19 protein-coding genes and 1 pseudogene are annotated in these 15240 nt (G+C 47.1%); 16 read left to right on the top strand and 4 right to left on the bottom strand.

The window, feature by feature from the left end; genetic code table 11:
* Positions 1-222 precede the first annotated feature (222 nt).
* Genes RCO25_RS13870 through RCO25_RS13855 form a run of 4 tightly spaced genes read left to right on the top strand, consistent with a single transcriptional unit; the run spans position 223 to position 3674 of the window.
* A complete protein-coding gene (locus tag RCO25_RS13870; protein WP_308996736.1) occupies positions 223-1263 on the top strand; it encodes a metal ABC transporter solute-binding protein, Zn/Mn family in 1041 nt (346 codons plus the stop codon).
* Between the two features lie 58 nt (positions 1264-1321).
* Complete coding sequence (locus RCO25_RS13865) at positions 1322-2146, top strand: metal ABC transporter ATP-binding protein (RefSeq protein ID WP_308996735.1); 825 nt, start codon at positions 1322-1324, stop codon at positions 2144-2146.
* Complete coding sequence (locus tag RCO25_RS13860; protein WP_308996734.1) at positions 2130-2939, top strand: metal ABC transporter permease; 810 nt, start codon at positions 2130-2132, stop codon at positions 2937-2939. Before RCO25_RS13865 ends, RCO25_RS13860 begins: the two co-directional genes overlap by 17 nt.
* 21 nt (positions 2940-2960) lie before the next feature.
* Entirely contained in the window at positions 2961-3674 is a 714-nt protein-coding gene (locus RCO25_RS13855; protein ID WP_308996733.1) for a cytochrome c biogenesis CcdA family protein, read from the top strand.
* 25 nt (positions 3675-3699) lie between these two features.
* Here RCO25_RS13855 and RCO25_RS13850 read toward each other — a convergent pair.
* Positions 3700-3961, bottom strand: a pseudogene (locus tag RCO25_RS13850) (spore photoproduct lyase family protein); the annotation flags it as partial.
* 285 nt (positions 3962-4246) lie between these two features.
* On the opposite strand from RCO25_RS13850, the gene mntR reads away from it, so the two are divergent.
* The gene (mntR, locus tag RCO25_RS13845; protein ID WP_053376766.1) at positions 4247-4669 is read left to right on the top strand and encodes a transcriptional regulator MntR; all 423 of its coding nucleotides are present in this window, start codon (positions 4247-4249) and stop codon (positions 4667-4669) included.
* Positions 4670-4741: 72 nt separating this feature from the next.
* Here mntR and RCO25_RS13840 read toward each other — a convergent pair whose 3' ends face one another.
* Both RCO25_RS13840 and RCO25_RS13835 read right to left on the bottom strand, forming a co-directional pair.
* Positions 4742-5059, bottom strand: coding sequence for a hypothetical protein (locus RCO25_RS13840; RefSeq protein ID WP_308996732.1), 318 nt, complete (start codon positions 5057-5059; stop codon positions 4742-4744).
* A 32-nt stretch (positions 5060-5091) separates the two neighbouring features.
* Complete coding sequence (locus tag RCO25_RS13835; protein ID WP_308996731.1) at positions 5092-6054, bottom strand: DUF1385 domain-containing protein; 963 nt, start codon at positions 6052-6054, stop codon at positions 5092-5094.
* A 215-nt stretch (positions 6055-6269) separates the two neighbouring features.
* Here RCO25_RS13835 and RCO25_RS13830 point away from each other — a divergent pair, with 215 nt between their 5' ends.
* From RCO25_RS13830 to RCO25_RS13810, 5 genes are all read left to right on the top strand, one after another.
* Positions 6270-6779, top strand: coding sequence for a YqhR family membrane protein (locus tag RCO25_RS13830; protein ID WP_308996730.1), 510 nt, complete (start codon positions 6270-6272; stop codon positions 6777-6779).
* Positions 6780-6868: 89 nt separating this feature from the next.
* Complete coding sequence (gene aroQ / locus RCO25_RS13825; protein WP_308996729.1) at positions 6869-7309, top strand: type II 3-dehydroquinate dehydratase; 441 nt, start codon at positions 6869-6871, stop codon at positions 7307-7309.
* A gap of 25 nt (positions 7310-7334) precedes the next feature.
* Positions 7335-8408 (top strand): M24 family metallopeptidase, encoded by a 1074-nt coding sequence (locus tag RCO25_RS13820; RefSeq protein ID WP_308996728.1) that lies wholly within the window; start codon positions 7335-7337, stop codon positions 8406-8408.
* A gap of 28 nt (positions 8409-8436) precedes the next feature.
* A complete protein-coding gene (gene efp, locus RCO25_RS13815; protein WP_053376760.1) occupies positions 8437-8994 on the top strand; it encodes an elongation factor P in 558 nt (185 codons plus the stop codon).
* Positions 8995-9123: 129 nt separating this feature from the next.
* Complete coding sequence (locus tag RCO25_RS13810; protein WP_308996727.1) at positions 9124-10377, top strand: aspartate kinase; 1254 nt, start codon at positions 9124-9126, stop codon at positions 10375-10377.
* Positions 10378-10546: 169 nt separating this feature from the next.
* Here RCO25_RS13810 and RCO25_RS13805 read toward each other — a convergent pair whose 3' ends face one another.
* Positions 10547-11260 (bottom strand): 2-phosphosulfolactate phosphatase, encoded by a 714-nt coding sequence (locus RCO25_RS13805; RefSeq protein WP_308996726.1) that lies wholly within the window; start codon positions 11258-11260, stop codon positions 10547-10549.
* 134 nt (positions 11261-11394) lie between these two features.
* On the opposite strand from RCO25_RS13805, the gene RCO25_RS13800 reads away from it, so the two are divergent.
* The 6 genes from RCO25_RS13800 to spoIIIAE all read left to right on the top strand — a co-directional run bounded on the left by RCO25_RS13800 (position 11395) and on the right by spoIIIAE (position 15239).
* Complete coding sequence (locus RCO25_RS13800) at positions 11395-11661, top strand: YqhV family protein (RefSeq protein WP_169081913.1); 267 nt, start codon at positions 11395-11397, stop codon at positions 11659-11661.
* A gap of 103 nt (positions 11662-11764) precedes the next feature.
* Positions 11765-12817, top strand: a complete 1053-nt coding sequence (gene spoIIIAA, locus RCO25_RS13795; RefSeq protein WP_308996725.1) for a stage III sporulation protein AA — start codon at positions 11765-11767, stop codon at positions 12815-12817.
* Positions 12814-13332 (top strand): stage III sporulation protein SpoIIIAB, encoded by a 519-nt coding sequence (gene spoIIIAB / locus RCO25_RS13790; RefSeq protein WP_308996724.1) that lies wholly within the window; start codon positions 12814-12816, stop codon positions 13330-13332. The genes spoIIIAA and spoIIIAB overlap by 4 nt, the downstream gene beginning before the upstream one ends.
* Positions 13333-13347: 15 nt before the next feature.
* On the top strand, positions 13348-13551 hold the full coding sequence (gene spoIIIAC, locus RCO25_RS13785) for a stage III sporulation protein AC (RefSeq protein WP_308996723.1): 204 nt from the start codon (positions 13348-13350) through the stop codon (positions 13549-13551).
* A gap of 39 nt (positions 13552-13590) precedes the next feature.
* Positions 13591-13986, top strand: coding sequence for a stage III sporulation protein AD (spoIIIAD, locus tag RCO25_RS13780; RefSeq protein WP_308996722.1), 396 nt, complete (start codon positions 13591-13593; stop codon positions 13984-13986).
* Positions 13987-13991: 5 nt separating this feature from the next.
* Positions 13992-15239 (top strand): stage III sporulation protein AE, encoded by a 1248-nt coding sequence (gene spoIIIAE / locus RCO25_RS13775; protein ID WP_308996721.1) that lies wholly within the window; start codon positions 13992-13994, stop codon positions 15237-15239.
* Position 15240: the final 1 nt, after the last annotated feature.

Raw genomic sequence — 15240 nt, 5'->3', positions numbered from 1 at the left:
GATTTTCCCCACCACAAGTACCTTCTTCATTTCTTCTCTGCTCAATGTAATTGTCTCCTGTCCCATAGTGACATTATCTCAGAACAGTTATGGGATGACATTATCACAGAAGAACAACATATCGATTGAACAGGGTTGACAGTCTCTTAAACGGCATCGTATAATACAAAACGTAATAATAACGATTACGAAGAAGAAAAGATAGAATGGAGAGATATCGGAATGAAAGATTCGATAAAATCGATACGCACAGCGGCGCTGAGTCTTTTCTTGGCAGCGATGCTGCTGTTTGCCTCAGCATGCGGCAATAATACGGATAATTCGGGTTCATCGACAAATGCTACGAATAACAATGCTGCATCGGGCAAAGGAAATGAAGAGAAGGTTAGCGTAGTAACCAGCTTTTATCCCCTTTATTTTCTAGCATCCGAGATTGGCGGCGACCATGTAAATGCGGTTAACCTCGTTGCTTCAGGTATAGAGCCGCATGATTGGACTCCGAAGAGCCGTGATTTGGACACCGCTTCAAAGGCACAACTGTTTTTATATCATGGAGCGGGACTTGAGGGATGGGTTGATGGATTCCTGAAAGGGTTATCCAAGGACAGTACCGTGGTTACGAAAGAAATTAGCAATGGGATTACGCTAATCGAAGGCTCTGAGGATGAGCATGAGGATGAAGATGAGCATGAGCATGAGCATGAGCATGAGCATGCAGAAGAGGAAGAGCATGATCATGAAGGCTCTGATCCTCATACCTGGGTCAGCCCGAAATCAGCGCTCACCCTGGCAGAAAATGTCAAAAACAGCTTAATAGAGACAGATAGCGCCAACCAAGCAGATTACGAGAAAAACTATGCTGTATTAAAAACGAAGCTGGAAGCAATCGATGCGGAATATACGGCTAAGCTAGCGCAAATCACGAACAAGAATATCGTGACCTCGCACCAGGCGTTCGGCTACCTCGCTCGCGACTATGGCTTGAAGCAGGTATCGATCATGGGACTAAGCCCGGATGCGGAGCCGCGTGCGCAGGATTTGCTGGAAATATCAAAGTTCGTTAAAGCCAATGATGTGAAATATATATTTTTCGAGGAGCTCGTGTCGGATCAGCTTGCCAAGACATTGGCGAATGAGGCTGACGTAGAAACGATGGTGCTCAATCCGCTTGAAGGTTTAACGCCGGACCAGGATAAAGACGGAGAAACTTATCTAACCCTTATGGAACGAAACTTGCAAAATCTTGTGCAAGCATTACAATAGAACAAAAGGCAAACCTACGGAGCTGATAAAGCTCCGTATTGCTGTGAGGAGAGAAATTATGGCGCAATCAAATCGAATGGCAAATGCCGACGCCAGTTGTCACCAAGAGGTTATTTCATTGGAGGATGTCTCCTTTTCTTTTCAACAGCAGACGGTCATTTCAAATCTTAGCTTTGCGGTGAAGGAACGGGATTTTATCGGCTTGATAGGTACGAATGGCGCAGGGAAAACAACGCTGCTGCGAATGATTGTAGGGCTGTTGAGACCGACTAGCGGCACGATTCGTTTGTTTGGAGAGAAATTAGACCGATTTAAACATTGGGAACGAATCGGATATGTTCCGCAGAAAAATTCGTTAAACCCTTTGTTCCCAGCTACGGTGCGGGAAGTTGTACTCTCCGGGCTTTACGGGAGAAGCAAGCTGTTCAAGAAAATGAACAAAGCGGATTATAAAAAATGCGACGATGCACTTCATGCAATGGGGATCAATGATTTACAAGATAAGCGCATAGGCCAGCTGTCAGGCGGACAGCAGCAGCGCGTATTTTTAGCAAGAGCATTAATCAACAATCCGTCACTGCTTATTTTGGATGAGCCTACAGTCGGTATTGATACCGAAACGCAAGAGAGCTTCTTCCACATGATCAAGCACATGCATCAGCATCACAATATTACGTTTCTGATGGTTTCCCATGATTTGGATATGATTCGTTCATATTTGGGACAAGAGCCTGCCGCAGCAAACGGGAAGCTAAAGTTTCATATTAAGCACTCGCATGAAACGCAGGATTGCGTGGAAAATGACCTGGCGCACAGCTTGAAAGGGCTTAGGGAGCAAATGGAGAGCAGGAAAGAGGTTGTTTTGATTGGAGATCGTAACTAGTGAGTTTTTTCAACGAGCTCTTATAGGCGGGTTGCTCATTGGCGTAACCGCCCCGCTTATGGGCTTATTTCTTGTGCTTCGCAGGCTTTCAATGATAGGAGACACCTTATCTCATGTCTCGATTGCCGGCGTAGCGCTCGGATTTTTGATCGGCGTGTATCCGATAGCAGTAGGATTAATATTCGCAATCGCTGCGTCCTTTGCCATAGAAAAGCTCCGCAAAGCATATAAATCGTATGCAGAGCTGTCCATCGCTATCATAATGTCAGGCGGGGTTGCTCTTGCATCATTGTTGTTCACGATGGGAAAAGGATTCAACAATAATGTGAACAGTTATTTATTTGGCAGTATCTATACGCTGAACAATACGGATCTCTATGTAATAGGCGTGGTCACAATCATCGTGCTTCTTGCGATTTGGCTGCAGGTGAAGGAGCTATTCTTAATCACGTTTGACGAGGATGCAGCAGCAGTCAGCGGCTTGCCGGTTAAATTTTATAATGTTATGATTAGCGTGCTTACCGCTTTAATTATTAGTGTATCTATAAAAATTGTAGGTGCGCTGCTTGTTTCCGCACTGCTGACCATACCGGCTGCTTGCAGCTTGATTATTGCCCGGAGCTTCCGTCAAAGTGTGATCACTGTTGTCATTATTGGCGAGCTTGCCGTTATCGCAGGTTTAATCATTGCTGGTGTATGGAATCTGGCACCTGGCGGTACCATTGTGCTGCTGCTCATTGCAGTCCTGCTTTTGCTGCTTATATTCCGCCGCGGCGTGCGCGCAGGCAGTTGATTTGGATAGGGGGAAAAAGGTTTGTCAGACATTAACATTTGGCTGGCCTTCGGCGCCGGCTTTGCATCGTTTATTTCTCCTTGCTGCTTGCCTCTATATCCCTCGTATTTATCATACATAACGGGAATTTCAGTGGCGGATTTGAAGGAAAATTCGAATGCAAAACAAAAACGCATGCGCACGATGTCGCATACGCTGTTCTTCATTTTGGGATTTTGCACGGTTTATTATGCATTAGGTTATGGGACGAATGTGTTTGCTGAATTTTTTAGCGAATACAGGCAGCTCATCAGGCAATTATCCGCTATCTTGATTATTCTAATGGGACTTTTTCTGATTGGGCTATTCCAGCCGCAGCTGCTTCTGAAAGAACGGCGTATGAATTTGATCCCCAAAAAAGCCAACTACATCAGCTCGTTTATTTTTGGAATCGGCTTCTCTGCAGGCTGGACCCCATGCATGGGACCTGCATTGACCGCTATATTAGGCTTGGCTGCAACTGAACCGGGAACCTGGTTCCAATTGACGACAGCCTATGCGCTCGGCTTTGCCATTCCTTTTTTTGTCCTCGCCTTTTTCTTAGGTACGGCAAGGTGGATTTTGAAATATTCAGCTTCCGTTATGAAAATTGGCGGAGCCGTCATGATCTTGATGGGTCTCCTATTGTTTACGGACCAGATGACCAAGATTACCATCTGGTTAAATGTCATAACTCCGGAATGGCTCGCTTTCTAAAAGGAGCTTGGTCAAAGTCAGATGCCTAAGTAAAGTATTCAATTTTCAATTCCGGAAAATGTTCAAAAATGCGCTCCGATAAATAGATGCGGAGCGCATTTGCCTGTTCATCGGGATAAACGAAGGGATAAACGTATTTCCCTTGGTCGCATCGGACGGGAGCTGATCTGCAAGCCTAGCTATAAGCTCGCCATAGCCATTCTCCCAGCCTTCATTCAAATAATCAGAGCAATGATGAAGCCCATTGGATAACCTGCCCTGGCTACCTTTTCAGCCGCCTCAATGCGCTAGAATGTCTTCTTTTTTGAGTCATTCGAAAATTCGCTGGCCTTATGGATAATTTAGAGCAGAAGGCTCAAAATAGACAAGCTCAGGAATGAAGGAGAGTGTGGAGCGATCTGTTTTGGAGTGGAGGAGGCGCGCTGTTGAAACTGGTTTGTTCAAGCGACATTCGGGTATGGAAAACGACTATGGAATGCCGAACGGGTTGCAGTGAATGCTGCGAACAGTGTATGATACTATGAGTAACGCCTGCGTAGTAAGGTGAAGATGTATGGTTAGGGGGTTCTTCAGTGCCGACACCGAGCATGGAAGACTACTTGGAAAGAATTTATAAGTTAATTGATGAAAAAGGTTACGCGCGTGTCTCGGACATTGCAGAAGGACTAGAAGTTCATCCGTCCTCCGTCACCAAGATGATTCAGAAGCTCGACAAGGATAATTATTTGATTTATGAGAAGTATCGCGGGCTGGTCCTGACGAATAAAGGGAAGAAAATGGGTAAAAGGCTTGTCGATCGCCATCAGCTGTTAGAATCTTTTTTAACTACGATTGGCGTACAGGACGAGAACATTTACCAGGATGTTGAAGGGATCGAGCATCATTTAAGCTGGGATTCCATTACCTGTATTGAAACATTGGTTGAATATTTCCGTAGAGATTCGCAGAGAATGGACGAGCTTCGCGCCGTTCGGGCGGAAATGGACAGCGAGTAATACATACAAAAATGGACAAAAAAAGGTCTGGGGCATCGATGCCTCAGACCTTTTTTTATATTGTAGGCTTGATTAATGGTATTTGGGCAAATCATCGTCTTCCTTGCCGCCCTCGATGACGCGGAACGGAACCGTTTTGGAACGCGGCTTGTTTGATTTGGTTTTAGCAGCAGTTGCCCGGCTTTGCTTGACCTGCGTTCGTCCTTGCTGCGAATTGTATCCTCTTAAAAAAGAAGGCGGATATTTATATAACCAGAAGATTCCGCCAAGCACCACAATAGGAATGATAAATGTTAGTGGACTTAAGATAACGCTGTAAACGAGTCCGATTACTAGCAGCGCCAAAAATGTAATGGACCAAATATTCCATTTGCCTGATGTTCTGCTCATTTTAAATACCGCCTTTCCTTACATTCGAAAAACTATTTTATTTGTTTGTCCAGCTCGAGCATGCGGCTGAAAGAAGCAATGGATACGGCAACCTGCTCATCGCGAGGCTCTTTCGTCGTTAGCAGCTGCAGCCATAGGCCGGGATAACCGAGATAGCGCAATACGGGTATATCACGCAATGCGTTGGTCCATCGCAAAACTTCGTAGGAGAGACCAAGTACCAAAGGCAGCAATAAAATTCGGATGTATACGCGCTCCCAAATGGAATCCCACGTAAAGAACGGCAGTGAGTAGACAACGACGCCGACGATCACCGTGAATACGATAAAGCTGGAACCGCAGCGGTAATGGAGACGGCTGTATTTCTGTACATTCTGGATCGTTAGCTCTTCGCCGGCTTCATAAGCGCTAATTACTTTATGCTCTGCGCCGTGATATTGGAACAAACGCTTAATTAACGGTGTCATTGAAATGAAATACAAATAAGCGAGCAATAAAATGATTTTGATAAGTCCTTCTAATAAATTATGACCGATTTTGTTAACAAATACCCCGGAGAAAAGCAATTCTTCAAGTGCTGCAGGAGCTGCAGTAAAAATGAGCTTTCCGAAGATAAAGGACAGCACACCCGCAACAGCCACACCAACAACCATACTAAGGCTCCAGCCTTGTTTTTTCTCTTCTTTTACGATCGGGGCTTGCCCAGCCGAATTTGTTTCTTTTTCTTCGCCCGCCTCATCCTCCGCATAAGCCTCCATTGAGAAGTTCAAATGCTGCGAGCCTTTGGCGCTTGATTCAAGTATGCCAACCACGCCTCGAACGAGCGGGATTTTTTTTAGAGCTTGAATCCATGTCTTGGTTGTACGAGGAACTTCATAAAATACGATTTCATCATTCTTGCGCCTTACAGCGGTTACGTTAACGTGTTTGCCAGCAAACATTACGCCTTCGATAACCGCTTGTCCGCCATATATGTTTCGGGAGTCTTGCGGCAAGTGCTTGTCACCTTCCTTGAGTGGAATATCGTCTTAGCTGATACAACGAATGTACCTTGAACTTTGTAAGTCTATTGTACTTGATCTATTAGCTAATTGCCAACGTAAGCATATGGGAAGCGCAAGTTAAGAGAAAGCGTACGGACGGTTATGAATCGGAATTTTTTCACATACTAATTCGGATTACAAAGGAAACAGGAGCGGAGGATTTCAAAATGGCAAACAAGAAGCAAAATAACAGACATCATGAGCAGGAGCATCATACGAACCCATGGCTTTACTCACTCCAAATCGGTTTTTTTGCAGGGCTTATTTGGGGTATTGTACGCTGGATGTTCTATGAGATGAAATTTACGACGATACTTCCGGGGTTTGCTGCCGATCCGTTTTTTAAGGAATCATTTTTAAAGACGGGATGGGGGGAGGTACTGGGAATCGCATTTTTCATTCTCTTTTCAATAGCTGCTGCTTTTCTTTACAAAATAGCGCTGGGCAAATTGCGGGGACCATGGCCGGGAGTATTATACGGTGCCGTCTGGTGGGCTATTTTATTTATTGTTGTCGGTCCGATGCTTGGAATCATGGGAGGAATAAGACAAGTCGGCTGGAATACGCTGTTTACCGAGCTTTGCGTCTTTCTTCTTTGGGGTGTATTCATTGGATATTCGATAGCATTCGAGTTCACGGATGAAGCTTCAAGGGAGCCAATTAAAGTGCAGTCATGAGTTCTACTTCTCAAGCAGCAGACATTTGTGGTAAAATGGCTATTGATCTTTGAACCTATGATGGATTCGGTTGCTTGGGAGGTGCATTCATGCACAAAATCGTTATATTGAACGGACCGAACTTAAACATGCTCGGGATTCGTGAGCCTGATGTATACGGGTCAGAAACGCTGGCAGACATCGAATCGCTCTTGAAGGATAAAGCCGAGATGCTGGGCGTCTCCGTTGAATTTTTCCAAACGAATCATGAGGGCGAAATGATTGATCGAATACATAGCGCGTTTGGCAAAGCGGACGGTATTGTGATTAATCCCGGCGCTTGGACGCATTACAGCTATGCGCTTCGTGATGCGCTTAGTTCCATTGGGGTCCCGATCATCGAGGTACATATGTCGAACATCCATAAACGGGAATCGTTCCGTCATGTATCTGTTGTTGCGGCAATTGCAGTCGGACAAATTGCCGGCTTTGGCTCACACAGCTATGAGCTCGGATTAACTGCACTCGTGCGTCACTTGGACAAATTGTAAGAAGTCATGAAAGGGTGGAACGGTTATGCCAAACGAAAGAGTAAAGCGACTTCGCCAGCTGATGGAAAAACATCGCTTTGAAGCGATACTAATTGGTAGCGAGTATAACCGACGCTACATAAGCGGCTTCACGGGTTCGTCAGGTATGGTGCTGATTACGCTTAGCGAAAGCTTTTTGCTTACGGATTTCCGTTATCGTACGCAAGCGCCGCAGCAAGCAGTCGGTTTTCAGATTGTCGAGCATGGGGCCAGCCCGCTTGTTGATGTGCTGGAGATTCTAACACAGCAGAAGTTATCAAAGCTTGCTTTCGAGCAGGATCATGTCGTGTATAGTGAATTTACGTCATGGACCAAAACGCTCAGCGGCATTACGCTGGAGCCGGCGTCAGGATTAGTCGAGCAGCTGCGCCAGATCAAGGACGCAGCCGAACTGCAAATTATGCAGGAGGCAGCTGATCTTGCTGACAGCACCTTCAATCATATTCTGAAGCTGATTCGTCCAGGCGTGCGTGAAACGGATATTGCTCTGGAAATGGAAGTGTATATGCGCAGTCACGGCGCTACATCTTCTTCCTTTGACACCATCGTAGCATCCGGCGAACGTTCTGCATTACCTCATGGAGTAGCCAGCGACCGCATTATCGGTAATAATGAGTTTGTGAAGCTAGACTTTGGCGCCTACTATAACGGCTACTGTTCCGATTTGACTCGGACCGTGGTTGTCGGAACGCCAACAGCCAAGCATTTGGAGATTTATAATATCGTTCTCGAAGCACAACTACACGCTCTAGAACATATTAAACCGGGCATGACTGGTCGTGAAGCGGATGCGCTAACTCGCGATATCATCACGAAATACGGTTATGGCGATCTCTTCGGACATGGAACGGGTCATGGACTCGGCATGGAAATTCACGAAGCGCCGAGATTGTCCAAACTAAGCGAAACGATTTTAACCCCCGGCATGACGGTTACGGTAGAACCCGGCATTTACGTACCAAGCTTCGGCGGCGTGCGCATTGAGGATGACATCGTTATTACTGAAACCGGTATTAAAATATTAACCTCATCCCCGAAGGACTTGATCACTCTGGGCTAAGGACTATTCATTCAGGAGGGAATCAGCAATGATTTCAGTAAACGATTTTAAAACAGGCTTGACCGTGCAAGTAGACACAGATATTTTCACCGTTCTTGACTTTCAGCACGTTAAGCCAGGTAAAGGCGCGGCATTCGTTCGCTCCAAGCTGAAAAATCTCCGCAACGGAAACGTTGTTGAGAAAACCTTCCGTGCGGGCGAGAGCATCGGCCGCGCAATTATCGAAAACCGTGAAGTGCAATACCTGTACAACTCCGGCTCGGAGTACACGTTTATGGATAATGAAACTTTCGACCAATTCAATTTGGACAAGAAGCAGCTTGAATGGGAGCTTAACTTCTTGAAAGAAAACATGAACGTAAACATCTCAAGCTACCAAGGTGAGATACTTGGTATCCAAATGCAAAACAGCGTTGAGCTGAAAGTTATTGAAACAGAGCCAGGCGTTAAAGGTAATACAGCACAAGGCGCAACAAAAACAGCTAAGGTTGAGACTGGTCTTAATGTTCAAGTGCCATTGTTCATTAACGAAGGCGACGTTTTGCTTATCGATACACGCGAAGGTAAATACATCTCGCGCGCTTAGTAAGCAGCTTCAAAAAACCGTCCGGATCGTATCGGACGGTTTTTTTGTAGGTGGATATACCCATAGTGGCGCTCGTTGTGGTATAATATTGACTTGTATGTACATGTCAGGGTTGGGAGTGAATCAGCTTTGTCGTTGATAGTGATGAAGTTTGGCGGCAGCTCCGTGGGAACGCCGGAGCGGATGCAGCGCGTAGCGAAGCGAATAATTGAAAGGCAGCAAGAGGGCAACGATATCGTTGTCGTCGTTTCTGCCATGGGAGATACGACGGACGATTTAATCGATCAGTCGAAATTGCTTAATCCAAATCCGCCGGCGCGGGAAATGGATATGCTGTTAACCGTTGGTGAACAAATATCGATAGCATTATTGTCGATGACCGTTCATCAATTAGGAGCTAAAGCCGTGTCCTTTACGGGCTGGCAAGCAGGCATTCGCACAGAATCGGTGCATGGCAAGGCAAAGATGACCAATATTAATCCTGAGCGTGTTTTTAAAGCGCTGGAGCAAGGCAACGTAGCCATTATTGCCGGTTTCCAAGGGATGACAGAGGACGGGGAAATTACGACACTCGGCCGCGGCGGCTCTGACACGACTGCAGTTGCGATGGCAGCTGCGATGAATGCAGACGTTTGCGAGATTTATACGGATGTTGACGGCATTTATTCAACCGATCCCCGCGTTGTGAAGAATGCACGCAAACTATCTGAAATCTCGTATGATGAGATGCTTGAGCTCGCTAACTTGGGCGCTGCCGTATTGCATCCGCGAGCGGTGGAGTATGCAAAGCACAACAATGTTAAGCTGGTTGTGCGTTCGAGCTTTACCCAAAACGAAGGTACTAGTGTGAAGGAGGAAGCGGTCATGGAGCAAGGCGTGGTCGTTCGCGGCATCGCGTTTGACAAAAATGTAGCAAGAATAAGCATATTGGGTGTTGAGGATGTACCGGGTGTGCTTGCAAATGTGTTTGGCGCATTGGCTGCGAACGGCATCGATGTCGACATTATCGTTCAAAGCGGTGTGCAGGACGGCAAAGCTGATTTCTCCTTCACCGTATCTGGCGATGATAAGGATAAAGCGATCTCGGTAATCGAGGGAATTCGCAGCACGGTTCCTTTCCGTGAAACTACATCGGAATCGGATCTTGTTAAAGTATCGATCGTAGGTGCAGGCATGGTTAGCAACCCAGGGGTAGCGGCAAAAATGTTCGCAACGATCTCATCCCTTGGCGTAAGCATCAAGATGGTTAGTACCTCTGAAATCAAATGTTCTTGCGTGATTAGCGCTGAACCTTTGAGTGATGTTGTACGTGCGCTTCATACCGCATACGGTCTAGATACAGCAGAGCAGGCTTTCGTAGGCGGTCCTCAGGATCGTCGTTAATAAAAAAGAATCTCTATCAAAAAGGCATGCTCCGGAATACCGGGGCATGCCTTTTTTTAATATATAAGCATTTATGATTTCACATATAAATGTGCCTATATTGCTTCACAAAACGTATGCTTTTCCGACTTAGGACGGCAACAACCGTTTAGGCTTGTGCGCTGAGACATTAACCGTTCCTCGTTAGCTGATCGCCGTTTAGTCTAGGAACATCGTGATAAATATCGATCGCGGAGCAAGCCTCGATATCTTTTTTCATGCCAAGCTTCAAAAGCTTTTTCCCCGTCATGCCATTCATAATCGTTTCTTTCACGTTTTGCGACCGGTTCCGGTAAAGCGCGAGCATGGCTGATCCAAAATCATCCATCTCAATCGAGACCTGGCTTATGGAGTGAAGCTTATCCAGCACGAGTCCTGCACATAGGCCATCCTCAATAGCAAATTCATCGTGGCTTCCCGCACATAAAATGACAACATCCCTGCGAAGATCAATCGCGGCCCGCGCACAAGCTTCCGCATTTAGAAGAGACGCTGTCAGCACATAATCCGCTCTCATCGATTTGTGTATGGCCCTCGTACCGTTTGTGGTCGTCAGCACAATTCTTTTACCAGCAACAATCTGTTCGGTATATTCCTCAGGCGAGTTCCCCAAATCAAAACCTGCGATCTTACGGCAAAAACGTTCGCCTCCAAGCAAATCGCCAGGGCGCTGGAGTGCCCTGGCCTCCATAACGGTTTCAGCAGGGATTACACAGGAAGCACCTGCTGATAAAGCGGCTATGATGGTGCTTGTAGCTCGCAATACATCGATAATGATTGCCGTTTTGTGATGAAATCTTGCGGAGCTTGCCTCGTTAACACTGGAAATGACCTGCACATGCATGTTGTGTATTCCGCCCTTCTTAAGCTCAATACCTTATGATATGCGTTTGCCTCTGGGCAGGTGTCCGGTATGAAAGCCAGACAAGCCTGCATATGAATAAGGAACATCTGGATTAAGAAAGGAGGTTCGCGTTCATGTTAAATAAAATCGTATTGACGATGGCCTCGCTGCGGCTCACTTCCGGAACGATTGAAATTTGCGCCGCGCTGTTGATGCTTAGATTAAACCAAATCGACAAAGCGCTTGTCGTAAATTCATCGCTTGCTCTAGTAGGTCCACTCATTCTAATTGCAACGACAACGGTGGGGCTTGTCGGGATGTCTGACAAGCTGTCTCCGTCCAAGTTTTTATGGGTTGGAGCAGGCGTGATTTGTTTAATGATCGGTATTTTAAAAAAATAATAGATTTCAACTCTAGCAATTCCCAAACGAAGCAGACATATTTTCGAGATGCACGCATACAAATAGGAACTACGAAGGACAAACACCCGGGAGTGATAATCACATGCTGGCACGCGTAGCGCATTTATTGCCATTGGAGCTGAAGACGCTGCTGGAGCGCCTTCCTGAACCAATGCAGGAACAGCTGGAGGAAATTCGGATTCGAGAGGGACGGCCGCTTGAAATAGGCTTTCGAGGACAGTCTCGATTTATGATGATTGACGGTTCGCTGCGTCAGGCTGCCGATGGAGCATACAAGCCCTCGGCAGATACCTGCCGCAAGCTGCTTGAACGCATTACCAATTATTCCTTATACGCGATGGAGGAGGAGCTGCGAAGGGGCTTTATAACCGTATCAGGAGGCCATCGCATCGGCCTTGCGGGCAGAACGATATTGGACGGCGGTTCGGTACGCGGTATCCGTGATATCGGCGCATTCAATATAAGGGTAGCTAGAGAGGTGATTGGCGCAAGTGCCCATCTTTTGCCTAAGCTTATTGACCGAACAAGGAAGACGCTGCACTCTACGTTAATCTTAGCTCCACCACAACAGGGTAAGACAACGCTAGTGCGGGACATTGCCAGATCCGTCAGCTATGGCTTATGGCCCACTTTAGAAGCAAGCGGCTGGCAAGGAAGAAAGGTCGGCATCGTGGATGAACGCTCGGAAATCGCGGCATGCGTTCGCGGCGTGCCCACCTTTGATGTTGGTCCAAGAACCGATGTGATGGATGCTTGTCCCAAGGCAGAAGGCATGATGATGTTGGTTCGTTCCATGTCGCCCGAGGTGCTGATTATAGACGAAATCGGCAGACCTGAGGACGGCGAAGCGATCCGGGAAGCCAGCCATGCGGGCATCAGCGTAGTCGCCACCGCGCATGCCTATGATTTACAGGACGCAAGAGGCAGGCCGGTATTGCTTAAGCTGCTGGAAGAAGGGGCATTCACGTATGTGGTTGAGCTAAAGCGTACGGAGCAGGGCATCATGCACCGTGTAGTACCGGCAGAAGCGATCGCGGCACGGCTATCCACGCGCGAGCACTCAACCTTAAGCCGCTCTGTACCGCTGGATGCTGTACATGCTCTGACAGGCAGACATCGAGCTGATGACCCGTGATAAAGCTGATTGGCGCGGTTCTGCTCTTGTTTGCAGGGACGATGATCGGCTTTCAGCAGGCTGCGAAATTCGCTGAACGGCCAAGGCAGCTGCGGCAGCTCGCACATGCCCTACAGCGTCTGGAGACTGAAATCGGCTACGGACATACACCGCTGCCGGAAGCGCTGGAGAGAACGGCATCAGCAACGCCGGAACCGCTCGCAGGAATATTCCGGAAAGCGGCCAGCGGTGTGTGGGAAACGGAGAGCTTTAGCTTCCGCGATAGTTGGGAGCAGGCAATCAAAACGCAGTGGGATATGACTTCGATGAAAAAAAACGAGCAGGCTGTCCTTATTCGTCTTGGCTCAACGCTTGGGATCAGCGATAAAGAAGATCAAATGAAGCATATCCATCTTGCGTTATTGCAACTGAAGGCTGAGGAGGACGCAGCGAGAGACGATCAGGGGCGTTACGAGAAGATGTGGAAAAGTCTCGGGATTTTGATTGCTGTGCTGGTCGTCATTTTGATGGTGTAGTGGGGTGCCGCATAGATGAACATGGATGTGAGCGCCATTTTCCAAATTGCCGGGATCGGAATTGTTATCGCAATGGTACATTCTGTATTGAAGCAAATGGGGAAGGAAGATATGGCGCAATGGGTTACCGTTATTGGTTTTATAGTCGTTCTGTTTATGGTTGTCCGGCTCCTCAATGAATTGTTCCAGGAAATTAAATCGATATTTTTGTTTCAGTAGACGTCTTCTAAAGGACGTTCATGCAAGCAGGTGAGCGAAGTGGAAATGATTCAAATCGTCGGACTTGGTCTGATGGCTACGGTACTCATACTTGTCCTTCGGGAGCAAAAGCCGATGTTCGCTTTTCTGCTCGCCGCATTTACGGGATTGTTCATATTCCTGTATTTGATCGGCAAAATCGAAATTGTCATTTCCGTGCTTGAGGATCTGGCTAATCGATCAGGTATCCCTTCCATTTACTTGAAGACGGTCTTGAAAATCATCGGAATCGCGTATATCGCGGAGTTTGGTGCCCAGATCGTCAGAGACGCAGGTCAAGAAAGCATCGCATCCAAAATCGAGTTTGCAGGCAAGGTGTTTATTCTCGTAATGGCCGTTCCCATTATCAGCGTTATCGTCGAGACGGTGATCGGTCTGCTGCCGGATGGGAGTTGATGCCAATGATAAAGCTCGCTCCTGCCCGAGAAAGAGCCAAGCTGTTGCTATTTATATTAATTGCGACTTTCTTATTTTCTTTTGTACCTCACATTGGATATGCGATGAGCAATGAGAGCGCGGCGCTTCCTACCGGCAATCAAGCGGAGGCTGATAAGCTTTCGCAAGAGCTGGCAAACGAGCAGCTGGGAAATCTTGAAACAGAGGCCGTAGAGTCGTACTGGAATAAGCTTTCAAGTGAGTATGGCGGTTACTTTCCGGATCAGCATGTGCCTAGCTTTATGGAAATGATTTTGCCTGGAGGCGACGGACTTAAATTAACGGACATGCTGCAAGGGCTTGTAAAGTATTTGTGGCACGAGGTGCTTTATAACGGAAAGCTGCTCGTAACGATCGTCATGCTAACGGTATTCAGCATGGTTTTGGAGACACTTCAGAACGCATTTGAACGAAATGCGGTAAGCAAGGTTGCCTATTCGATTACTTACATGGTTCTCATCATCATCGCGGTGAACAGCTTCCATGTCGCAATGGGTTATGCGAAGGGGGCAATCGAGAGCATGATTCAATTCATGCTGGCGATGGTTCCGCTGCTTCTAACGCTCCTTGCTTCAATGGGAAACGTCGTGACGGTTTCTGTGCTTCATCCGCTCATTATTTTTATGATCCATGCAGTAGGCACGCTCATTTATACTTTGGTATTCCCGCTGCTTTTCTTCTCTGCTGTGCTTCATATCACGAGCGCACTTTCCGAGAAGTTTAAGGTTACGCAGCTGGCTAACCTGCTTAGGAACATCAGCGTCGGCATTATGGGTGTGCTGTTAACCGTATTTCTTGGCGTTATTTCGGTACAAGGCGTAACGGGCGCGGTTACAGACGGGGTTACGCTGAGAACGGCAAAATTCGTCACTGGAAACTTCGTGCCCGTAGTGGGGAGGATGTTTTCCGATGCGGCGGATACCGTAATCTCAGCATCGATGCTCGCCAAAAACGCCATAGGTTTGGCTGGCGTAATTGTACTGCTATTCATCAGCGCGTTCCCTGCAATCAAAATATTGACGCTGGCGCTTATCTATAATATTGCCGCTGCCGTCATGCAGCCGCTTGGAGATTCGCCGATCGTAACCTGCCTGGAAACGATAGGCAAGACGATGATCTATGTATTCGCAGCACTGGCTGCAGTCAGTCTCATGTTTTTTCTTGCGGTAACGATCATTTTGACTGCAGGCAATGCGGCATTGATGGTGAGGTAAG

Origin of the sequence: Paenibacillus sp. LHD-38, assembly GCF_031157315.1 — a bacterium.
Lineage (GTDB): Bacteria > Bacillota > Bacilli > Paenibacillales > Paenibacillaceae > Pristimantibacillus.
The sequence above is the reverse complement of the archived record's forward strand: the minus strand, read 5'-3'. Positions and strand labels throughout refer to the sequence as shown.